This window comes from Sulfurimonas sp. ST-27 (genome assembly GCF_048081595.1).
Classification (GTDB): domain Bacteria; phylum Campylobacterota; class Campylobacteria; order Campylobacterales; family Sulfurimonadaceae; genus Sulfurimonas; species Sulfurimonas hydrogeniphila.
Window position 1 is genome coordinate 2,022,870 of record NZ_CP182226.1, and the last position, 22,308, is coordinate 2,045,177.

Below are 22,308 nucleotides of genomic sequence, written 5' to 3' on the forward strand. Positions count from 1 at the left end.
TAACGCATGGAGTTCATAATGTCTACAAAATTTTGGGAAATACTATTGGTTGGCAATGATGCTTTTGTCCACGATATTTTAAAGGAAAAGTTGGGAGATGCCGTCATTTTCCATAAAAAGCTCAAAGTACTTCATGCACACAACGCAGAAGAAGCACGAAAAATCATTCAAAACAATAAAGATATCGCTGTTGCCTTTATAGATATCAATATAGAAAAACTAAGCGGCGGACTGCAATTAATCAACTACATTCGGGCACAAATCAGTACTACAATGCGCATAGTCATTATAGACAGTGTAGACTCAGCTGTTCCCACTGATGAAATTCTTGAGCATTATGATATAAATGACTACAGGTCACGCGCCTGCATAGAGTCTCAAAAATTCTTTCTGACTGTGCGTGCAGCTATCAAACAGTACCAGCAGTTTAAAGACATTCAAGACAAAAAAGATGAAATTTACACTAAGATGACTACAAATGAGGTGACAAAACTGCCAAATCGGCTCAAACTCTCTGAAAATCTCAGCAGTAGCGGCAAGAAATCTCTCATACTTATCAATATTGATGATTTCAGTGTTATTAACAACCACAACGGATTTGATTTTGGAGACAAAGTTCTGCGGGCTTTTTCCCATTTTTTATTGGAAAAATATACACAGGATGCCCAGGTTTTTCACCTTGAAGCAGATCTGTTTGCCATGCTCTATACACAGGGAGACACGCTCACAACCGAGCAGAGAATTACAAAGGTAAAGGATGACATTTACAACCATCTTTTCTCCATCAACGGTATTAAAATACATTTGACTGCCAGCATTGGTGTTGTCATCGATGACTATGGAAACATTATACAAAAAGCAGAATTTGCCTTAAAAGAAGCCCGTCTGTATGGAAAAAACAATCTGAAGAAATACAGTGATGATTTGACGATTCTGCGAACCATCCATTCAAACTCTTTGTGGACAGGAAGAATCCGGGATGCCCTGAGTGAGCATAGAATTCTTACCTATTTTCAGCCTATAAAAAATCTCAAAACAGATAAAATTGAAAAATATGAAAGTCTGGTCCGCATAGAGTATGAAGGTGAAATCTATTCTCCCTACCATTTTTTGGATGCCGCCCGCTACAGCGGACAGCTCTTTGAAATATTTAAAATAATTCTTGAAGAGGCCTGTAAAAAAATTCAGACCAGTGTTTATAATTTTACCGTCAACATCAGTGACTATGACCTGAAACATCCGCAGTTTATGGCAGTTGTGAAAAAAAATATCGAAAAATACAGTATCAGTCCGGAACGACTGACCTTTGAAATTTTGGAAAACAACAGTATCGCAAAACACAAAGAGATTCAAAAAACGCTTAATATTTTGCATGACCTCGGGTGTAAACTTGCCATTGATGACTTTGGCGCTGAGTGTTCAAATTTCGGACAGCTCAACAACCTAAAAATCGATTTTATAAAAATAGACGGGGTATTTATCAAAAACATCGTTGCAGACAGAAACTCCCAGATTACCGCAAAAACAATACTCGACTATGCGCACCAGAAAAACATTCCGGTCATTGCCGAATTTGTCTGTTCTTTGGAAGTTTATGATTATGTAAAAAAAATGGGGATAGATTATGCCCAGGGTTATGAAATATCGGAACCTAAGCCTGAACTATCTTAACGGTATCTGCCAAAATATAGCATATATGTCCACGCACTTCATCTTCCGTTGTCTTTTATATAGTATCGATGCCGGTTTTTAAATATTGCATTGAAAGTTCGAAAATAGGGGGTTATGGTGCGCAGAGGGGGATTTGAACCCCCACACCCGAAGGCACAACGACCTCAACGTTGCGTGTCTACCGTTCCACCACCTGCGCATTTGTGTAGTATAAAAGTGACCTGACTCTTTGGGAGCCAGGTCTGAGGTATATTTAGTAATCTCTAAAGATTATCCTAAATACGGGTTAGCGTAAAGTGCGATTAACGCAATTACCAGTGCATAAATAACCTGTGCTTCGATCATTGCAAGAGCGATGAACATTGTAGTCATAAGTTTAGCACCAAGACCAGGGTTACGTGCAGTACCGGCAATAGTTGCAGCAGCAGTATGACCCATACCGATAGCTCCACCTAATGCAGCAAGACCAAGACCGAGACCCGCAGCGATCATTGAGTATGCTTTAAGAGTTTGGTTGGCAACCTCACCGTCATTTGCGAATGCAGCAGCAGAAAAAGCTACTAAAAGAAAAAGAATTTTTTTCATAATATATTCCTTGAAATAATTACAATCCGTTCGGATAGCGTAACCTCATTACATGTAATGAAGCAACCTGAACATAAATGCCCAGATTTCCCTACTAGAAATTGATAAGCGCATTATATGAAAGTTTTGCTAAATATTCTCTTATGCAAGACCTAAAGAAATTTTATTTCCTTTAAATTCTAAAATTTCCACCTTTACTTTATCGCCTTCGCTTAAAATATCACTTACATTCTCCACACGTTTGTCTTTTGAAAGTTTGGATATGTGCAACAGGCCGTCTGTTCCGTCAGGCAACTCTATAAAAGCACCAAAGTCAACGATTTTCTTTACAGTCCCTTCGTATTTTCCGCCTACTTCATATTTTATTTTTTCTTTTTTCGGTGCATTGACAATTTTTTGAATATGCTCTTTTGCTCCCTCTACACCATTTTTGTTTTTACCGGTAATTTTAACTTTTCCCTCTTTTTTATCTATATCTATCGCCACTTCAAACTTTTCTATCATTTCACGGATTGTCTTTCCTGCCTGACCTATAATTTCACCGATAAATCCCGGATCAATATGAAAAAATTCTGTAACAGGAAGTACGCCGTCATTAAATTCTATTTTAGCCTCTGCATCAAGCATAATGTCAATAATATGCGCACGTCCTTCTTTTGCCTGATACAATGCTTCTTTTAAAATGTTCAGACTCACACCGCCGAGTTTGATATCCATCTGCATAGCGGTAATACCCTCTTTCGAACCGGTAACCTTGAAATCCATATCACCATCATGATCTTCAAGACCCATAATGTCAGAAAGAATTGCATAACGCTCTCCGTCACTTATCATACCCATGGCAATGCCAGCAACCGTATCACTTGTCTCAAGCCCTGCAGCTTTAAGTGCAAGATACCCGCCACACACAGTTGCCATTGAAGAAGAACCGTTTGACTCCAGTATTTCAGACACCAGACGGACTGTCTGTCCATCAAGGTTGAGTATCGGTTCAAGCGCACGTTTTGCTAAATTTCCGTGTCCGAGTTCACGTCTTTTTGTTCCCATAATAGGAGAAGCTTCCCCTACCGAAAATCCCGGAAAGTTATAATGCACCATAAAGTTTTCATTTTGAGTGCCGGAATCTGTCAAACCTTCAAACATTTGCGCATCTTTGGGTCCGCCCATCGTTAAGACCACAAGAGCCTGTGTCTGTCCACGGGTGAAGAGACAAGAGGCATGCGCAGCCGGCAATACATTTGTATCAATACTGATAGGACGTATTTCTGTCAGTGTACGTCCGTCGGCTCTCACTTTTTCATTGAGTATCTGTGCACGCACCTGCTCTCTTTTAACCGCTTCTATTGCCGCTTTGAGTTCAAGTTCATCCCACTCCAGATTATTGGTAAGAATTCTTTTTCTGAGGTTTCTTAAGGCAGTTGAGCGTTCAGACTTTGCCATTTGATTCATGGCATCTATGATATCTTGCATATGACGTTCTTTCACAAAAGCCACCATCTCTTCATTTAAACCGTCTGTTTTGAGCTCCAGAGGTTTTATCTCTTTTTGATACGGTCCAAAGGCCACTTCATATTCAACATTTGAAGCAAAAAGAATTTTTTCTGTTTTATCAAGCACTTCTATCAGTTCATCTTCACTCATTGCATTGGATACATGTGTATCTACCACTATTGTACCAAGACTCGGATCCATCATCGGGTCAAGCATCGGCTCGTAGGTCTCTTCAACCTCAACCTTTTCACTGCCGATGGAACGCATCTCTATCATCAGTAAATCTTTCTTCGTTCCTGAAAGATACAAATCCAGTGTAGAGTTCTTCAGCTGTGAAAGTGTTGGGTTCAGTACAAGCTCTCCGTCTACTTTTGCTGCGCGAACCGCACATACACTGCTGTTTATATCTATGTCCGAAGTAAAAAGTGCAGCCGAAGCGGCATTAAGCGCAAGAAGCTGCATATCAGACTCAGCATCTGCCGAAAATACCATAATGGTAATTTGTGTCGGGTGCCCGAATCCTTTTGGAAACAAGGGACGCAGACTTCTGTCTACTATTCGTGATGTCAGAGTCTCAAAATCACTCGGCTTTGTTTCACGTTTGAAAAACCCTCCCGGAATTTTTCCGGCTGCATATGTTTTTTCTATATACTGTACAGTCAAAGGCAAAAAGTCATCTTTGACAACCTCAGTCTCATCAATTACTACCGTCGCCAGTATTACAGTTTTACCTGATTTAAGCCATGCCGAACCGTTTGCCTGTTTGGCAACATCACCAAAGGAGTATTCTTCTACTCTGTTTTCTAATTCTAATTTTACATCATACGTCATCTGTTATCCTTTAAATCTTTACTGAGTATTTCTTCTATTTCTTCATCGTCCATTATTGTTAAATTCTTATAATACAATGATGTTTCTACATAGTCATCTATATCATACAGAAAAAATATGTCATCTACGAATGTTTCTAACAATTCCAAAACATCTCTTGGCAGTACAGGACTGGCAATATAAACTGCTTTTGGTTTCTGGGCCAAAACTGTTTTGAGTGCAGTCATAAACTTGCTTCCTGTCTCACTTCCCTCATCTACAAGTAAAACAATCTTGTTTTTCATAGGAGGAAACGGTCTTCCTTTGCGATACTTGTATATATAGCTAAGTATATCCTCTTCATGCTTTCTGTGAGCTTCTCCGTAGATATAATCATACTGTATTCCAAAGGCATTAATCAACTCTTCATTGAGGACAATCTCCTCTGTCTCACTGACTCTGGCAACTTCACATTCAGGATTGTTTGGCGCCATAATTGCTTCTAAAAAAAGAATTTCCAGGTTATTTTTCAACTTGCCTTTTATCAGTGAAGCCAATTCAAGTCCGCCTTTTGACACTGCAACAATATTCCACGCTTCTTCTTTTAATTTTTGCATAGGAAGTACATCACGAAGCTTTTGTGCTGCATCTTCCCTGTCTTGTAAAATATGCTTATACTTTTGCATCTTTTTGCATCCTATTTTGTATCATCCGGCAATTTATACGATAAAAAAGAGCTGCCGGCATTTGCTTTCATTAACGGTTTTAATACAATAGTCAAGTATATAAACCTGTCATACACAGAGGAACTTGTACTCCCGACTGTAGTCAAGACAGGTCTGTTGTTTTCGGTATACTGCACTCCAAAATCCCAACATCGCTTTGTGTACAAAAATCCGAAAGAAAAACTTTTTCTCTCTTTTGATTCTAAATCATAATTATAGCTTGTATTGTAAGAATAGTGTTTGTTGTAAGTATATTTTACATTTGATGTGAGATAACTTGTATAGGGTGTATAAGTGGCTGTTTTTGGTAAAAAGGTATTTTTATAGAGATGTGAGAGTGCAATTTTCACGCCATTCCTGTTGAATGACACCTGATTCAAAATCTTTGAAAACTTTTTTTCCTTATAATTATAAAACATGTTATTGTAATAGGACAAAAAACTCGTTATCTTATAGTCAAGCTCATTTTCCAGGTCACCATAGCGTTCTTTTGTATTTTCGTAAGAGATGTTTTGGGAAAGTCTGTGATAGATAATCTCCTGTGCGGTACTGTCATAAAAATATTGCTGAAAGTTTAGTTGTGTATCATTTTGAATTGTTGCTATATTATAAAACTCACATCTTTGTGCAAAATTTGGATCTGCCTTATTTGTAAAATCTGAACAGTAGTCCATATTGTCCTGATAAAAACCGTCTTTCTTACTCCAGCCTTTCGCATTATAACTCACTTCAAAGCCTACAACATGACTAAAATTTGCATATGCCTTTGTTAACTGTGTTGAAACAGTAACAGTATTGTAGTTGCTTGCATAAAAGCCGTCATGATATTCAAAACCCGGAATTGGATTTTGTTCATGCCCGCTAAATTGAGAATGTTGCAGATACAGATTTGCCTTGTATGAAAGATTGACATATTCACCAAACAATGGCGTCTGAAGTGTTACAGGCAGATTTACATCTGTTTGAATTACTTTTTTGTTTATGATTCTTTGAATATTATTACTCTGCACATCAAAGGAGTACAGCAAATGATCTTTCAAAAAAGTATCTACATAATGATGGTATTGAACAGTTGGGAGTTTTTGCAGTGTATTGTCATTTGTCTGGAGTGTCAAATCTTCATAATATTTAAAATAGGCACCTATATAGTTGTCATTTGTATTATAAAAAAGGTTTACTCGTGAAAGTACCTGTGTTGCAGTTGCCTGCTGCAGTGCATTGTTGTTTTGTGCAAGGTTAATGTAGTCAACATCATTCATATGGTTAATATCTGCATATATTCCGGACTGTCCCGGCAAGTCCAGTCCAAGCCATTGATTCAGAGGATTTGTATTGTCATACTTAAAATTAAATCCGTAATGGGATTGATTTTGCAGATTATATTTTAAATAATAGTCCTCGTTTTCTTTAAAATATCCTGCTTTGAATTCTCCGTGCGAAACAGCAGAATCCACAAATCTGAAAGTAGTATAGAGTCCTTTTCCTCTTGTGGTTCTGATCTGTGGATTGATTTCTAAATCCCACCAGTTTTGTTCGGCAATGTAAATCGGCTGTTCATAATAAAACCCTTCGGTTGAGGATACTCCAAAAGACGGCTTCAAAAGACCGGTACGCCGTGTCGTATCAAGAGAGTAGCCAAAATAGGGCGTATAAAATACCGGTATATCGTAAATATAAAGCCGTGCATTGTATAAATTAATCCATTTGGAATCTGTATTGTAGTCCGATGAAGAAAACTCCATTGTCCATAAAGGGTCTACAGGGTCACATCCGCTGACTGAACCTGAAGTGATATCCAGCAGCACTCCTTTTGATTCACCTTCATTTGCACTGATCCAGACATCAGATTTGTTCTCAAGCAGATAAAGCGGTTTAAAATACCGCTCTTTTTTTGCCAAATTGAGTTTTGCATATTTTCCGAGTATCTTGTACTTTTTGTTATGGTTGAGCCGTACCTTCCCAAAGAGTTCCAAATCTTGCGTCTTTTGGTTATACACCGCTCTTTGAGCAGTTAAAAAATAATCTTTGTAAACAACACTGACTCCTCCGTCCGCATACACAATATTGTTTTTTGATTTGACAGAGGATGCATATATTTCAATCTTGTCATCTGCAATCAGAATACCCATACAGGAGAGAAGGAAAAAAAGAAAATATTTAAGCATCTATCACCAAAGTTTTTGCGGTTTTATCATGCCATGCCTGGCGCTGCGGATCAAACATTCCCCATAAAAAACCAAGATAAAAAATCATTTCACTTATAATTCTGAAAACTGCCCTGTTGAGTGCTGCTGCAAAGTTCGGATTGTCCAGTGTGCGTACATCAATAACCTTTATTTTCATTGCCAGCTTCCCTAAAGTAGCCCCGTACTGCATTACAAAAAAAGTCTGATAGACTATTTTCATCGCAATATACTGCAAAACATAGGTATTTGTCAGTATAATAATATCTTCAACCGTCTGCGCATTGGCAAATGAATCAGACATCGCGATAATAAGTAAAAAAGAGAGCAGCATTTCATCTATAAAAAATGCCATTGCCCTTTTTTTAACAGAGGCGAGCTGTAAATGTTCTCGGTTGAGAAGTTTTTCAATCTCTTCATTCAAAATTCAAATTCCTAAAGAGCTTGGTAGGCGATATCTGTACGAAGTTTTTTTCCTGCAAAATGAACCTGTCCACATCTCATATAGGCTCTGTCGCGTGCCTCTTTGATACTCTCACCCAAACCGACACATACCAAAACACGTCCACCCGTTGCGTAGAGTTTCCCGTCTTCCATTGTAACACCGGCAAAAGATATATGTGTATTTTCTTCTATTTCTTTATGCTTGACATCATCTAAAATAATTTCAGCAGGCGTTGATGGTCCGTACGGATAGTTTTCACTCGCCATAACCACACCGACAGCATACTGGTCTGAAAATTCTACTTTGATTTCGCCCAAACGGTTTGTTGCCGCTTTGTAAAACATGTCAGATACGCTTGAAGTCATTAACGGCATAAGAATTTCACATTCAGGATCTCCAAAACGTACATTAAATTCCAGAGTAATCGGCTCACCGTTTACCACCATAATACCGATAAAAAGTACACCCTCAAAAGGTGCACCCTCTTGTTGCATGCCCTCAAGTGTAGGGCGGATAATACGCTCTCGTACTTTTTGGTACAGTGTTTCATCTACAAGCGGAGTCGGGGCATAGGCACCCATTCCCCCTGTATTTGGACCTTTGTCACCGTCAAGCAGGCGTTTGTGATCCTGTGCAGCCGGAAGCAAGATATAATCTTTCCCGTCACATACTGCAAACATAGAAAGTTCATATCCGTCTAAAAACTCTTCCACGATTACTTTTTTACCAGCATCACCGAAACTTTTTCCACTGAGCATTTCAGAAATTGCTTTTTTTGCCTCATCATGGGATTGTGCGATGATAACACCCTTTCCGCCACACAGACCATCTGCTTTTACAACGATAGGTGCCTGCAGGGTGTTTGTAAACCTAAACAGATCTTCTATCGAATCACTCTCTATATATTTTGCTGTAGGAATATTGTATTTTGCCAAAAAGTTTTTCATGTAGACTTTTGAGCCTTCAAGCTGAGCAGCCTCTTTACTTGGTCCGAAAATTGTCAGTCCCTGTGCTTTAAATATGTCTACAACACCATCCACCAGAGGCGCTTCAGGACCTACTATAGTCAAATCAATCTCATTTTTTTTTGCAAATGCTGCCAAATCATTGTAATCTTTGATATCGAGGTTTGTTCCCAGATTGTTTGTTGCACCGTTTCCAGGCTGAAAAAAAAGTTCATGTTCCTCTTCTTCATTTTTTATAGCACGGGCAATAGAGTATTCTCGTCCACCGCTCCCCAAGATCAATATTTTCATTTGTATCTCCATATAATTAAAAAATTTATTTAGCCCACCCTGATGAAATAAATAAACTTTTTTTGCATTAACCCGAGCAGCCGTCGCACTACTGGCTTGGTTCTAAAAGCCGAATTTGGGTGAAGAGAGGATTGCCTGACGGCGGCAATTTCGTCGGCAGAGTGAACATACCTCAAGCGAAACCACCGACACACGACAACCCTACTGATTCACAGGTTGAATATGTAGAACCCGCATATATGTGCTGACACGAACTACTCAGATTAACAGGATAATTATACTAAAAATATGCTTGTTTTTATTTTAGGGAATGCGCTATTTGCATACAACTCTCAATAGTTGTCTCATCAGAGAGAATACAGGAGCAGTTTTTTGGCAGTGCTTTTGCCGTTGTTTTGCCTATAACGATTATTTTATGTGTGTGCAGCAAAGTATGCCTGCTTAAAAAACACTCTACACTTGAAGGAGAGGTGAAAATAAGTATAGCCTCCTGCGGCACTGTTACATGTAACAACTCTTCACTGCACTTGCTTGCATAGACAATTTTTTCATCTATGCAGTATCCCTCTTCTTTACATGTAAGGACAAAATCAGAAGCAACAAGTTCAGCACGCAAATAAAGCCATTTTGTCTCTTTTGGGTATTGTTTTATTTTTTCCGCAAGAGTATCGCCGTACCCCTTACCGACAGCCAGGACCTGACCCCCTAAATCTTCAAAACTTTTTGCACTCTGTTTTGAGATACACAGCGCCTGCTTCTTTATATACTCTTTTTTCTCATACTGTTGCAACGCTTTTGATGCCTGCTTTGAGGTAATTATCAGATAATCATATTTGGAAAAATCAATATCAGGCTGAAAAAAAGTAATATCCAAAGAGTTTACATGGTGAGCATCAGGATGAGAAGAGACAGAAAAAAGGTAAATGGGCTTATTATGCATTGAAATTTCCTCGTTTATGGAAATTGTAAAAAGTTTGGTTCAGATTGGAATGTTTTGAGGTTAAGGCATAGTTAAACTATGCTGATTCCTCAATCCTTTCAAGATGAGCCGAAATTTTTCTCAATTTTATTCCCACTCTATTGTTGCGGGCGGTTTAGATGATATATCATAAACTACGCGGTTTATTCCATCGACCTCATTAATGATTCTTCTTGAAATTCTCTCAAGCAGGTCATGCGGCAGATGTGCAAATGTTGCTGTCATACCATCAACTGCTTCTACAACTCTGATACATACCGTGTTGTCATAGGTACGGTTGTCACCCATAACCCCTACTGATTTTACATTTAAAAGCACGGCAAAAGCCTGCCATGTTTTTGCATAATATCCGCTTGCTTTGAGTTCATCGAGTAAAATAACATCTGCTTCGCGTAAAAGATCCAAATCAGGAACATTTACATCCCCCATGATTCTAATAGCAAGACCAGGTCCGGGAAAAGGATGACGGTTAATCATACTCTCCGGAAGTCCCAGTTCCAGTCCGATTTTACGTACTTCGTCTTTAAAAAGTTCACGCAGCGGCTCAATCAGTTCAAAATCCATCCAGTCAGGAAGACCGCCGACATTATGGTGAGATTTAATCACTTCTGAGGGACCGTTGACAGAGATAGATTCAATGACATCCGGATAGAGTGTTCCCTGTGCCAAAAACTTAATACCGTCATGTTTTTTCGCCTCTTTTTCAAACTCTTCTATAAAAGTATGCCCGATAATTTTGCGTTTTTGTTCAGGGTCGCTCACTCCTGCCAGTTTTGTTAAGAAATTATCCGCTGCATCCACAGTAACAAGAGGCGCTTTGAGATTTACTTTGAAAACTTCCTCAACCTGCTCTCTCTCACCTTTGCGTAACAGTCCGTTATCTACAAACACAGGAATAAGCTGATCACCGATTGCTTCATACAGCATTGCTGCCACAACAGAACTGTCAACTCCCCCGCTTAATCCGCAAAGCACTTTGGCGTCACCGACACGTTCGCGAATGGATTCAATCTGCTGCTTGAGAAAATGCTCCATTTTCCATTTTTCTGTGACGCCACAGATATTTTTTGCAAAGTTGCGAAGCATCAGGTACCCTTCTTCAGAGTGCTGTACTTCCGGATGAAACTGAAGCGCATAGACACGTTTTTCATCATTTGCAATGGCCGCATACGGTGAATTGTCAGATGTGGCGATTACCTTAAAACCCTCAGGAAGTGTTTCTACTCTGTCCGAGTGGCTCATCCATACTACAGTGTGATTGTCACAATCTTTAAAAAGAGGAGAAACATTGTCAGGGTAGCCGACTATGTCAAGTTCTGCTTTTCCGTATTCATGGTGGTCAGAACGTATAACCGAACCGCCAAAATCTACCGCAATCCTTTGCATTCCATAACAGATACCAAGAATCGGAATGCCCATTTTATAAACCTCTTTGTCAACTTCATAGGCATCTTTGTTGTATACAGAAGAGGGACCTCCGCTGAGTATAATACCCTGAGGATTTTTCGCTGCAATATCCTGGGCTTTTGTATGAAAAGGAAGGATTTCACAGTATATTTTATCTTCACGAAGACGACGAGCGATGAGTTGTGTGTATTGAGAACCAAAGTCTAAAACTATAATGCTAACATTTGTCATTGAAATGCCTTTTGATAAATTTATATATAAAATGAGCAAAAGCCCATTTTACAGCAGGGACTCTGCGTCCCTACAACCCCCTAAAGCTACAAAAAACAATGTTTTTTGAGAAAAGAAAAGTTGAAAAGAATTTAAGTTATGAAAGGATACAATAAATAAGATTAATGTTTGATTTGTTCTTGAAAATCCAAGTCTTAGCCATTAGAGACAAAGCCCGCACATAAAGTGCGGGTTCCGAAATTTGGATTTTTAATAAAGTCCCATAATTTCAAACTGAACGTACCAGATTATAATAGAGACCGCATATCCCACTAAAATAGTCCATGAATGCTTCATGTGTGAACCGAAAGTATAGATTCCGCGAAGTTTTCCCATAACTCCGACACCGGCTGCCGAACCAAAAGAGATCAGACTACCGCCGATACCCGCTGTCATGGTCACAAGCATCCACTGGTCTATTCCCATGTTTGGAGAAGATTTTAAAATTGCACTCATTACCGGTACATTGTCTACAATTGCAGAAAGGAATCCGACACCGATATTGGCTGTGGTTGAACCAAGCAACTCATACAGATGATGGATGTATTCCAAAAAGCCTAAAAAGTGCAATGCTCCGACAGCCGAAAGAATACCGAAGAAGAAAAGAAGCGTATCGTTCTCTACCTTTTCCATATTGACATAAATGTTAAAACTGTTCTTTCCTGTTCTTTCAAGCTGGAACGCATAAAGTTTTAAAATAGCCAGACCGAACATCATACCCCACATTGCCGGAAAATGAAAAAATGTATGCCCGAGAACAGCAATTGCAATGGTCAATACTCCCAAATAGGCAACGGTTATTCCGCCATCAAGCACTTTGGGTTTCTTTTCTGTCGCTGCATCAAACGGCGGTTCTCCCGAGGGAACGGACAAAGAGAGTAAGAATGCTGTAACAACCCAGCCGACAACAGAAGCAGGAAAGAGGAAAAGAAAGTCCACAAACTCTCCTTTGCCGGCAGTCCATGCCATCAGTGTTGTAATGTCACCAAACGGAGACCATGCACCGCCTGCATTGGCAGCTACGACAATATTTATAGCTCCCGGAACCAAAAATGCAAGATTTTTCTTGTCAATCGTAAAAAGCACGGTGGATAGAATCAAAGCAGTTGTCAGGTTATCTGCGACAGGGGAGATAAAAAATGCCAGCAGACCGGTCAGCCAAAAGAGTTTTTTATAGGTATACCCTTTTGAAACAAGTTTATACTTTAACAGATCAAAAACACCACGTTCTAAAAGCGTCTCAATAAAAGTCATTGCAACAAGCAGGAAAAAGAAAATTTCGGCTATTTCCAAAATCAGTTTTTCTAGTTCATCATGCAGCGGATCAGGATTCATCCCATTAATAGCATAATAAATACCGATAAGCATAAACATAAATGTACCGGCAAACAGTGCCGGTTTTGCTTTATTTATCTCATATTTTTCTTCTGTAGCGATAAAATAATACGCTATAACAAAGACAGCTAAGCTCAGCCATCCTACCCAGGTTGTTGCAAGATTTATTGCTTCGTGTTCCATTAATTCTCCTCTTGTATTGTATGAACCCCTATGGATTCATGCCTGTTTAATGCAGATATTACTATCTCTTTTGCCGTCAGTAAACGAAATTTTAGTAGTTTACCAATATTTTCATTTAAAAGTGCATTAATTGTGGATAAAGCATCGTTTAATCCGCTTTTTGTACGAATTATAGAAACATTTTCCCACATTATTCGTCTGAGCTGGTCTTTTTTCGCCTTGTCCTCTTTGAGACTCATCACCTCATCACGGAGTTCAAATGTTTTCATACTTTTAGGAGTGTCAATATTTTTTAAAATATCATCCACTGCCCTTTTTGCAAAAACCAAACCTTCCAATAGTGAGTTCGATGCCAGTCTGTTTGCTCCATGCACCCTTGTTGAAGCAACTTCGCCAACAGCATACAAATTTTTTACATTTGGCACTCTGGCATTCAAATCGGTGCGAATACCACCGATGGCATAATGAAAAGCAGGCGATATCGGAACCCTTTGCGCAGGAACATTAAAGCCCAGTTCCCTGAGGTTCTTGCAAATATTTGGAAACCTGTGTTCAAAATACTCTTTATCAAAATTTTCACAGTTGAGATACACATGCATACCTGTCTTCTTTTTATATTTATATATTGCCTTGCTGACAATATCGCGTGAAGCCAGCTCGCCTCTCTCATCATAATCAAACAGGAATCTTTTTCCGGTTTCATCCTCTATGGTTGCCCCTTCTCCACGGAGAGCTTCTGTCAAGAGCATTTTTTGGGCATTGTTGGAATTTACAAATACAGTGGGATGAAACTGCAACATTTCCATTCTGTCAAGGGCTATGCCTTTCATCACACAAAGTCCCTGTATATCAGCACTGATACAGGGTGCATTTGTATGGTATTCATACAAAGAACCTACGCCTCCGCTTGCTATAATGACATTTTTTGCATATATGTTTCTGCGCTGTCTGTGATCAAGTACGGTAACGCCATAACATTCGCCATTATCAATCAGCAGATCAACGACTCTTGCATCACTGAGCATCGCATGGGCAGTATGTTCAAGAAGAAAATGGTGCAGATATCTCCCCGTCGCATCACCGCCTGCATGCAGTATCCGTTCGCAGGAATGTGCCGCCTCTTTTGTATAAAGAAGTTCCCCCTCTTCATTGGTGTCAAAACGAAACCCCTGTTCTATCAGGTCATCAATCGCCTGACGTGAATTCTGGCTCAGCACATCCACCGCTTCCGGATCACACAGCCCGTCACCGGCGGCAAGCGTATCTTTTATATGTACCGGAATATCCGCTTCATCACGAGCCAGCGCTACTCCGCCCTGGGCATAGAATGTATTGCATTTAAAAGTTTCCCGCTTATTGATAATAAGCACTTTTTTCTCAGCAGGGATATTCATACTTGCATAGAGTCCTGCCACACCTGCGCCTATTATTACTACATCATATTCAGTCATTACGGTGCACAGCTTTCATTCGTATCATTATTAAACTCTTTCTTTTGAATAATAAACTTCACATTTTTATCCTCTTTTGGTACACTCTGTTCATAATAAGGGGGTGCTTTATAGCCGCACCCGCTTACGCTTAATAAAAAGCTTGCTATAATTAGCCTATGAAAAACAGCAGTGATATTCTCAACTCTCTTCAAAATAAACCTCAATTTTCCAAACTGTCTCAATACAAATGCATCCATAAAATACAATCGGCATTCAGCCCCCCTTTACAAAAGATGATTAAGTTTTCATATATAAAAAACAAAATACTTTTTTTCGTTCTCAATCATCCCGGTGCCAAACAAGAATTTGATAATAGTATACAAAGCATTAAAAGTGCTTTAAAGTTTCACACTCCCGCAGAATGTGAAAATGAAACTATAACAGATATAAAAGCTTTTGTTACACACAAACCTGCTTTACATGAAGACACAACAGCATTGACACAACCCAGAAAAATTGTATCTTACAGGGAAAGAGCAACGGGAAACTTTGACATTCCTGTTCATGATGAAAAACTCAGAGAACTTATTCTCTCTATCCAAAAAATTATAAAAGAAAAAAATGACACTTAAAGAAAAAATCCAACAACTGCCGAACAACCCGGGAGTCTATCAGTATTTTGACAAAAACGGCCATCTACTGTATGTGGGCAAAGCCAAGAACCTTGCCAAGCGTGTAAAAAGCTACTGGCAGTTTACTCCCGAACTTTGTGCAAATCCGCAGCTCTCTTTGCGCATCTCAAAAATGATAAACCAAACCGTTTCCATGGATTATATTATTGTAAATTCCGAACATGATGCGCTCATACTTGAAAATTCACTGATCAAACAGCTGGGTCCGAAATACAATATTTTACTCCGTGATGACAAAACCTACCCCTACATTTATATAGACAACTCTCAGGAGTACCCTCGGTTCGACATTACAAGAAAGGTGATTGACTCCAAAGATATCACCTACTATGGTCCCTACTCTGTCGGTGCGAGAGATATTCTCAACTCCATTTATGATATTTGCAAACTTGTACAGAAAAAATCCTGTCTGAAGTCAAAAAAACTTTGTCTCTACTATCAGATAGATAAATGTCTCGGTCCCTGTGAACTGCCAATCAGCAAAGAGCGTTATCAGCAGGAAGTAACACTTGCATCGCAACTGATTAAAAACAAAAAACTGCTTCTTGGCAAACTGGAAGAAAAAATGGAGTTTTATGCCCAGGAGTTGCGCTTTGAAGAAGCCGCCGAGCTCAGAGACACCATAGAGAGAATAGAACGGTCCCAGATTAAAAGCGAAATTGATTTTGCCACAAATGAACATTATGATATTTTTGCAATAGAAAATTCTGAAAAAAGAGCGGTAGTTGTAAAAATATTTATGCGACACGGCAAAATAATCTCTTCTTCTCATGAGTATCTGCAGCTTCATGAAGGCCTGGATTTGAATGAGCTCTATTCAAGAGCACTGCTTGGATTTTACAAAGATGAAAAGCCTCCCATCGTTGCTCCGATTCTTCTTCCTCAGAGTTTTGAGGACAAAGAACTTATAGCGCACCACCTCACAAAAGTATTTGGTCAAAAAGCACACATTCTCATCCCTCAAAGAGGAAAGAAAAAAGATTTGATTGCTTTGGCAAAATTAAATGCAGCGGAGTTATTGAAAAAAGACAAAGAAACACTTAATGTCAAAATACTCGAAGAACTCCAGGAACTGTGTCAATTGCAAAAAATTCCAAACAGAGTGGAAATATTTGACAATTCCCATATGTCCGGTGTTGCAACAGTCGGAGCTATGGTCGTATATGAAAATACAAAGTTTGACAAGAAATCCTACAGAACCTATCATCTGGAGGCAAAAGACGAGTACTCCCAAATGCGCGAAACACTTACAAAAAGAGTAGAGAGTTTTTCTAAAAATTCACCGCCGGACCTGTGGATACTCGACGGAGGAGCAACACTGCTTAAACTTGCACTTGACATACTTGAATCCAACGGTATCGCCCTTGATGTCATAGCCATTTCAAAAGAAAAAGTTGATGCCAAGGCACACCGGGCCAAAGGAAATGCTCAGGATATTCTCTATACAAAAGAGAAAATTTTCAGACTCAAAACAAGTGACAAACGTCTGCAGTGGGTTCAAAATTTACGGGATGAAGCACACAGAGCAGCGATCACATTTCACAAAAAAACAAAACTCAAACTTGACCAGGAGAGCAGACTTTTAAGTTTACATGGAATATCGGCTGCAAAAATTCAAAAACTGCTCAATCATTATGGCACCTTTGAAGCACTCAAAAGTGCCACATTTGATGATATTCGTTCACTTTTAAATACAAAAGATGCAAAAACCATCAAAAATTTTTATAAATAAGTTTTTTTTTCACTCCTTTATGATATATTTGTGAGAATTCAAGTGAATCACTAATTATAAGGTTTTTTAATGAGCAAAATTATCCCTGTAGACGAAGAGTATTTTTTTGACGGAAATGTCATTATTTCTCAGACAGATTTAAAAGGTGTTATTACCTATGCAAACAAACTATTTTGCAGTGTATCCGGTTATAAAGCCGATGAACTGGTAGGACAACCCCACAACATACTCAGACATCCGGATATGCCGCGCAGCATATTTGCAAAAATGTGGGAAACTATTCAAAGTGGACAGGCTTGGAACGGACTTGTAAAAAACCTTAGAAAAGACGGTCTGTACTACTGGGTAGAGACAGAAATTCTGCCAATCAGAGATAATGATGAAAATATAACAGGTTATATTGCTGCCAGAAAAGCAGCCTCTCGCAAAGATATTCAAGAAACAGAAGAAACATATAAAAAGATGCTTGAGACAGAAGAGGAATAAGGGATGGAAGAATGCTAATTTATAATTTTCAAAAAGAGTTTTTGGGTATTGACGAAAAAAACCTGCATACACTGGGATATAAAGATTTGGCTGATCTGCGCGCAGAAGTGACAGATTTCGCAGATTTGTTTGTAAAAACACCAGGATATATACATAATTTTCAGCATGTGCACTGGATTGACTATATAACATGTGCAGAGTCTAATGAAGAATCCAAAGTCATCATTAATGCCAATTCAAAAAACTACAAAGCAATAATTACAATTACAAATGCCTACCTTGTAGACAATCCGACTCAAAAAGCCTATATAGTACACTTAAACAATCTGCGAACACTTACAGCGCAGGAGTATGATGCTATTTCAGGAGATATTACGCAAAGAACAATACCGGAAACAGTATCTCCACAGCAGTCACAACCAATCCTTAAGACAACAGAAGAACCAACAGTCATACAAGATGAGTATGACACTCCGTTACATGTGGAAACACAAGAGAAAGAAGACCTTGATGCAATGCTGGATGTAGGTGACTTAAGCATCGAAACCCCGGAAGTAACAAAGACAGAGCCTTTCGTTCAGGAATCTCCTCAAAAACCGAAAAGCACCTATGTTTTTGACCCCAATATCGCATCAAAAGAGCTTGGTTTGCCACTTGATTTGATTGAAGAGTTTATACAGGATTTTATAACCCAGGCAAACGACTTTAAAGATGAACTTTACAAATCACTTGAAGAAGGAAATATAGATAATGTTAAAACTCTTTCGCACAAGCTTAAAGGAGTCGCAGCGAATCTTCGTATTGAAGATGCACATGAAGTACTTTCAATTATAAATGCTACTTCTGATGTCGATATCATACAGACAAATCTGGATGATTTTTACAGAATTATTGCAAAATTAGCCGGTGAAGAAGATCTTGCCACCATAAAAGATGATGAAGTGCCTCAAAAAATTGAAATTCCGGAACTTTATGATGATGATTTTGTTGCACCACAGGAATCTGAAGAAATTCTCACTTTTAAAGATGATGAACCTGAACTGACTTTGGAATTTAAAGAAGAGCCGAAGATTCAAGAAGAACAGGAAATTCAGGAAGAGACAGAGACGCAGGAAGAGACAGAAACGCAGGAAGAATCAGAAAATGAGAAAAAATATTCTAAAGAAAAAATTGCCAATGAGATAGGCCTGGATTTAGAGAGTTTCAATGAACTCTTTGAAGACTTTATAAAAGAAGCACATGCTATAATTGCAAAAATAAATGATGCTCTCGCCACCCAAGACTACCCTGCACTGAAGCGGCAGGCCTTAAAATTAAAAGGAATGAGTGACAATATGAGAATGCACACTTTTACAAATGAACTTGAAACACTCACACACTCTACAGATAAAGAGACGCTGACACAAACTGTAAAAGAGATAGAAAATATACTTACAGCAATTTCAAAAGAAGAGGAATAGGCAATGCAAATAGGACTAAAAAACAGACTTCGACTTATTAGTTTATTACCGATTATTATTTTAATTTCTATTACAAGTTATTTTGTATATAACTCATACGAAAACTATAAAGCAGCACAACTTCTTCAGGATAAACTTTCCACAAACAGGCAACTCAACAACCTTCTGAGAAATGTTTCCCGGGAAAGAGGTATGACCGTAATGTACCTTGGTAATTCCTCACCAAATACATTAAAATCACTCTTAAAGCAGAGAAAGATCGTTGACAAACAGGAAAAACTCTATTTTCAAAAGCTACAGGCACTTTCACAAAAAGACACGGCATTAAAAAATGCGATGCAAAGTATAAAACATGCCAGAACATTGGTTGATACACATAAAATAAACTTTGAAGATATATACAATAAGGTATATGGTAAAGCAGAAAAAATAATTATCAAGCAGCTTGAAACGATTACGTCGCACCAGCTTGACAGTAAAATCAACACTTATGCTTCTGTTTATATTTCGCTGGTACGTGCAAATGCCTATACTGCAGATGAACGTGACTTTATCTCTTATACCCTTGCCCGTTCAACAGAAATGGAAGAAGAAGAGATAAATCAATGGCTCTCATTAATCGCAAAAGCCGATGCTATCAACTTCTATAACCTCAAAGACAAAAATCTTGAGAAAAAGCTTGATGAACTATTTAAAAGTGATGATGCTCTTGAGCTCTTTGATGACCTTAACTCAGAACGTGCTTCTATTTTAATTGCTGCAGCAAGCGGAGAGTATGAAACAAACCCGGGTGTCTGGTTTGCCATGCTTTCAGAAAAAAGCAACCTTATTTCAGAGGGAGAAAATGTTGTCCTGAGTGCCATGGACACCAGAGCCGTTCAGGTAAAAACAGAAGCTTTACAGTTTTTGACCATTACATTGACAATTTGGCTGATTTCAATCATATTGGCAGTTTTGGGCTTTTTGCTCTCTAATGAAATTGCCAGAAATATTCACAACCTTGAAGGTGTCCTCAGAAAAGTTGCAGAAGACACGAATGAAAGCGACAAAGCAATTGAGATCAATCTTCATACAGCCAAAGGGACAGAAGAGGCCTACAGTCTTTTGGAAAAAATCATTGAACAGACAAAACGGGATAAAGAAGCAGCACAGGAAGCGAGTGAAGCAAAATCGATGTTTCTTGCAAATATGTCCCATGAAATTCGTACGCCGCTCAACGGAATTGTTGGCTTTACAGAACTACTTAAAGATACAGGACTCAAAGAAGAGCAACAGGAGTTTGTTGAAATTATCGAAAAATCTTCAGAAAACCTGCTTGAAATTATCAACAATATTCTTGACCTTTCAAAAATCGAGAGCAATAAACTTGAAATTGAAGATGTAATCTTTAATCCTATAGAAGAGTTTGAAAGTGCCGTTGATGTATATGCTGTCCGTGCAAGTGAAAAGCACATTGATCTGGGATGTTTTATTGACCCTGAACTTGAACAGCCGCTCAAAGGTGACCCGACAAAAATTAAAGAAGTTCTTATTAACCTGCTCTCTAATGCTGTGAAGTTTACAAGCAGTTCCGGAGCTATCAATGTCGATATCAGAAAACTGCAATCACCTCAGGAAGGAACAACACGTATCAGATTTGAAGTGCAAGACAGCGGTATCGGTGTTACAAGCGAGCAAAAATCCAGGATTTTTGAAGCTTTTTCACAGGCAGACACATCCATTACACGTAAATACGGCGGTACAGGTCTTGGTCTTACAATTTCTGCGCGTTTTATTGAACTGATGGGCGGACAACTTGATCTGCACAGTGAACCGGGAGAAGGAACAACTTTCTTCTTTACACTTGATTTTGAAGAAATAGAAGTTATCAGCGAAAGTGCCAAAGAACAATATCTGGGAATCAATGCTTTAATTTTAGAGTCTGCTCATAAAACAAAGAGACAAGACACCTATCTCAAAGAGTATCTTGATTTTTACGGCGTAAGCTATACAACATTTAAAAACAAAAATGAAATTGAAACACTCCAGCGACAAATAAATTATGATATGCTTTTTGTAGATTATGAATATGCAACCGAAGAAGAATTAAAAGCATACAGCACTCTTCCGCAAAAGCTGATACTTCTTACAAAATCTTATTTTATGAGAAAAATCGACTCTATGGGTATAGAGATATTTAAGACCATATATGAGCCATTAAATAATACCAAATTAAAAGCAGCCCTTGAAAATTACCAAAGTCAAAATTTTACAGCACCAAAATTAAAAACAACTTCAAACAAAGTCTTTACAGTCGGTTCGTCTAAATTTGCAGCAAAAGTACTTGTTGCAGAAGACAATATAATCAACCAGAAACTGATAAAACGGACACTTGAAGACTTGGGACTCACTGTTGATATCGCATCCAATGGACTTGAAGCATTCCAAAAACGCAAAGACAATAACTATGATCTGATTTTTATGGATATCCAAATGCCTTTCCTTGATGGTATAGAAGCGACGCAGGAGATTCTTGAATATGAAGAGGTATACAACCAGCCCCATGTTCCAATAATCGCTTTAACAGCAAATGCACTCAAGGGTGATCGTGAAAGATTTTTAGCAGCCGGACTTGATGAATATACAACAAAACCATTAGTACGTGAAGAGATCATAACACTGCTGAATCATTTTTTAGCAGACCACATTGTGGATGTCAATGATGCAAAGACAGAAGAAAAGAAAACAGAAAAAGCACAACAGCAGGAAGAAGAAGCAAAAGAAGAAGCAAAAGCAGTACCGGAACAAGTTCCGGCAAAATACAAAGCTGATATTCTTCTTGCTAAAAAAAGTCCCTTTGAAACAAAGCTTTTTACAAAAATTCTCAGTTCACTTGGATATACTTACGAAGTCATAGACAATATAGATGAATTGCAAAAGAAAATTGAAGAGGAGAGCTATAAACTTATATTGTTTGACAAAGAGACAGAAACTTTAGACTTGAAAGATTTCGCCCGGTCAGTCAAAGAGAAAAGTCAAAAAAACAATCTCTCCACCTACCTGGTATTGATTGTAGATCCGGCTGTACCTATAAGTGAAGAAGATTCAAAATATGTAGATGAAACGATTAAAAATATTATAAACAAAGACTTGCTGAGACTTGTTATAGAAAAATTTATTTAAGGA

Annotated in this window: 16 protein-coding genes and 1 tRNA gene; 6 read left to right on the forward strand and 11 right to left on the reverse strand. The window is 38.5% G+C overall.

The genetic code is table 11. From position 1 onward, the window contains the following. The first annotated feature begins 18 nt into the window (after window positions 1–18). Window positions 19–1,671: an EAL domain-containing protein gene (locus tag ACM66U_RS10635; RefSeq protein WP_418640737.1), complete on the forward strand. Its 1,653-nt coding sequence runs from the start codon at window positions 19–21 to the stop codon at window positions 1,669–1,671. A gap of 115 nt (window positions 1,672–1,786) precedes the next feature. On the opposite strand, the gene ACM66U_RS10640 is transcribed toward ACM66U_RS10635, so the two are convergent. From ACM66U_RS10640 to nadB, 11 genes are all read right to left on the reverse strand, one after another. Next, a tRNA-Leu gene (locus tag ACM66U_RS10640) sits at window positions 1,787–1,870 on the reverse strand. Between the two features lie 71 nt (window positions 1,871–1,941). Next, window positions 1,942–2,256 (reverse strand): F0F1 ATP synthase subunit C, encoded by a 315-nt coding sequence (locus ACM66U_RS10645; protein WP_151899443.1) that lies wholly within the window; start codon window positions 2,254–2,256, stop codon window positions 1,942–1,944. Window positions 2,257–2,397: 141 nt separating this feature from the next. Further along, entirely contained in the window at window positions 2,398–4,578 is a 2,181-nt protein-coding gene (locus ACM66U_RS10650; RefSeq protein ID WP_151899442.1) for a polyribonucleotide nucleotidyltransferase, read from the reverse strand. Further along, complete coding sequence (locus ACM66U_RS10655; RefSeq protein ID WP_151899441.1) at window positions 4,575–5,243, reverse strand: phosphoribosyltransferase; 669 nt, start codon at window positions 5,241–5,243, stop codon at window positions 4,575–4,577. The genes ACM66U_RS10650 and ACM66U_RS10655 overlap by 4 nt, the downstream gene beginning before the upstream one ends. 11 nt (window positions 5,244–5,254) lie before the next feature. Next, complete coding sequence (locus ACM66U_RS10660; protein ID WP_418640738.1) at window positions 5,255–7,447, reverse strand: LPS-assembly protein LptD; 2,193 nt, start codon at window positions 7,445–7,447, stop codon at window positions 5,255–5,257. After that, window positions 7,440–7,889: an RDD family protein gene (locus ACM66U_RS10665; protein ID WP_151899439.1), complete on the reverse strand. Its 450-nt coding sequence runs from the start codon at window positions 7,887–7,889 to the stop codon at window positions 7,440–7,442. The genes ACM66U_RS10660 and ACM66U_RS10665 overlap by 8 nt, the downstream gene beginning before the upstream one ends. Window positions 7,890–7,900: 11 nt before the next feature. Continuing rightward, window positions 7,901–9,166 (reverse strand): phosphoribosylamine--glycine ligase, encoded by a 1,266-nt coding sequence (gene purD / locus ACM66U_RS10670; protein ID WP_418640739.1) that lies wholly within the window; start codon window positions 9,164–9,166, stop codon window positions 7,901–7,903. Window positions 9,167–9,464: 298 nt separating this feature from the next. Continuing rightward, the gene (locus ACM66U_RS10675; RefSeq protein WP_418640740.1) at window positions 9,465–10,106 is read right to left on the reverse strand and encodes a uroporphyrinogen-III synthase; all 642 of its coding nucleotides are present in this window, start codon (window positions 10,104–10,106) and stop codon (window positions 9,465–9,467) included. A 126-nt stretch (window positions 10,107–10,232) separates the two neighbouring features. After that, window positions 10,233–11,783 carry a glutamine-hydrolyzing GMP synthase gene (guaA, locus tag ACM66U_RS10680; protein ID WP_151899436.1) on the reverse strand — a complete coding sequence of 517 codons (1,551 nt, stop codon included), beginning with the start codon at window positions 11,781–11,783 and terminating at the stop codon, window positions 10,233–10,235. A gap of 249 nt (window positions 11,784–12,032) precedes the next feature. Then, window positions 12,033–13,340, reverse strand: coding sequence for a sodium:proton antiporter NhaD (gene nhaD / locus ACM66U_RS10685; RefSeq protein ID WP_151899435.1), 1,308 nt, complete (start codon window positions 13,338–13,340; stop codon window positions 12,033–12,035). Beyond that, window positions 13,340–14,791, reverse strand: a complete 1,452-nt coding sequence (gene nadB / locus ACM66U_RS10690) for an L-aspartate oxidase (protein ID WP_346389721.1) — start codon at window positions 14,789–14,791, stop codon at window positions 13,340–13,342. Before nadB ends, nhaD begins: the two co-directional genes overlap by 1 nt. 158 nt (window positions 14,792–14,949) lie before the next feature. On the opposite strand from nadB, the gene ACM66U_RS10695 reads away from it, so the two are divergent. From ACM66U_RS10695 to ACM66U_RS10715, 5 genes are all read left to right on the forward strand, one after another. After that, on the forward strand, window positions 14,950–15,405 hold the full coding sequence (locus ACM66U_RS10695; RefSeq protein WP_418640741.1) for a hypothetical protein: 456 nt from the start codon (window positions 14,950–14,952) through the stop codon (window positions 15,403–15,405). Then, on the forward strand, window positions 15,395–17,197 hold the full coding sequence (gene uvrC, locus ACM66U_RS10700) for an excinuclease ABC subunit UvrC (RefSeq protein ID WP_418640742.1): 1,803 nt from the start codon (window positions 15,395–15,397) through the stop codon (window positions 17,195–17,197). Before ACM66U_RS10695 ends, uvrC begins: the two co-directional genes overlap by 11 nt. Window positions 17,198–17,266: 69 nt before the next feature. Then, window positions 17,267–17,683, forward strand: a complete 417-nt coding sequence (locus ACM66U_RS10705) for a PAS domain-containing protein (RefSeq protein WP_151899430.1) — start codon at window positions 17,267–17,269, stop codon at window positions 17,681–17,683. Window positions 17,684–17,694: 11 nt separating this feature from the next. Continuing rightward, window positions 17,695–19,143, forward strand: a complete 1,449-nt coding sequence (locus ACM66U_RS10710; protein ID WP_418640743.1) for an Hpt domain-containing protein — start codon at window positions 17,695–17,697, stop codon at window positions 19,141–19,143. Between the two features lie 3 nt (window positions 19,144–19,146). Then, window positions 19,147–22,305, forward strand: coding sequence for an ATP-binding protein (locus tag ACM66U_RS10715; RefSeq protein WP_418640744.1), 3,159 nt, complete (start codon window positions 19,147–19,149; stop codon window positions 22,303–22,305). Window positions 22,306–22,308 lie beyond the last annotated feature (3 nt).

Bases quoted from the DNA above. Each gene is read 5' to 3' on its own strand.
- ACM66U_RS10635 (WP_418640737.1), top strand. From the start codon at position 19: ATGTCTACAAAATTTTGGGAAATACTATTGGTTGGCAATGATGCTTTT.
- ACM66U_RS10645 (WP_151899443.1), bottom strand. From the start codon at position 2,256: ATGAAAAAAATTCTTTTTCTTTTAGTAGCTTTTTCTGCTGCTGCATTC.
- ACM66U_RS10650 (WP_151899442.1), bottom strand. From the start codon at position 4,578: ATGACGTATGATGTAAAATTAGAATTAGAAAACAGAGTAGAAGAATAC.
- ACM66U_RS10655 (WP_151899441.1), bottom strand. From the start codon at position 5,243: ATGCAAAAGTATAAGCATATTTTACAAGACAGGGAAGATGCAGCACAA.
- ACM66U_RS10660 (WP_418640738.1), bottom strand. From the start codon at position 7,447: ATGCTTAAATATTTTCTTTTTTTCCTTCTCTCCTGTATGGGTATTCTG.
- purD (WP_418640739.1), bottom strand. From the start codon at position 9,166: ATGAAAATATTGATCTTGGGGAGCGGTGGACGAGAATACTCTATTGCC.
- ACM66U_RS10675 (WP_418640740.1), bottom strand. From the start codon at position 10,106: ATGCATAATAAGCCCATTTACCTTTTTTCTGTCTCTTCTCATCCTGAT.
- guaA (WP_151899436.1), bottom strand. From the start codon at position 11,783: ATGACAAATGTTAGCATTATAGTTTTAGACTTTGGTTCTCAATACACA.
- nhaD (WP_151899435.1), bottom strand. From the start codon at position 13,340: ATGGAACACGAAGCAATAAATCTTGCAACAACCTGGGTAGGATGGCTG.
- nadB (WP_346389721.1), bottom strand. From the start codon at position 14,791: ATGACTGAATATGATGTAGTAATAATAGGCGCAGGTGTGGCAGGACTC.
- ACM66U_RS10695 (WP_418640741.1), top strand. From the start codon at position 14,950: ATGAAAAACAGCAGTGATATTCTCAACTCTCTTCAAAATAAACCTCAA.
- uvrC (WP_418640742.1), top strand. From the start codon at position 15,395: ATGACACTTAAAGAAAAAATCCAACAACTGCCGAACAACCCGGGAGTC.
- ACM66U_RS10705 (WP_151899430.1), top strand. From the start codon at position 17,267: ATGAGCAAAATTATCCCTGTAGACGAAGAGTATTTTTTTGACGGAAAT.
- ACM66U_RS10710 (WP_418640743.1), top strand. From the start codon at position 17,695: ATGCTAATTTATAATTTTCAAAAAGAGTTTTTGGGTATTGACGAAAAA.
- ACM66U_RS10715 (WP_418640744.1), top strand. From the start codon at position 19,147: ATGCAAATAGGACTAAAAAACAGACTTCGACTTATTAGTTTATTACCG.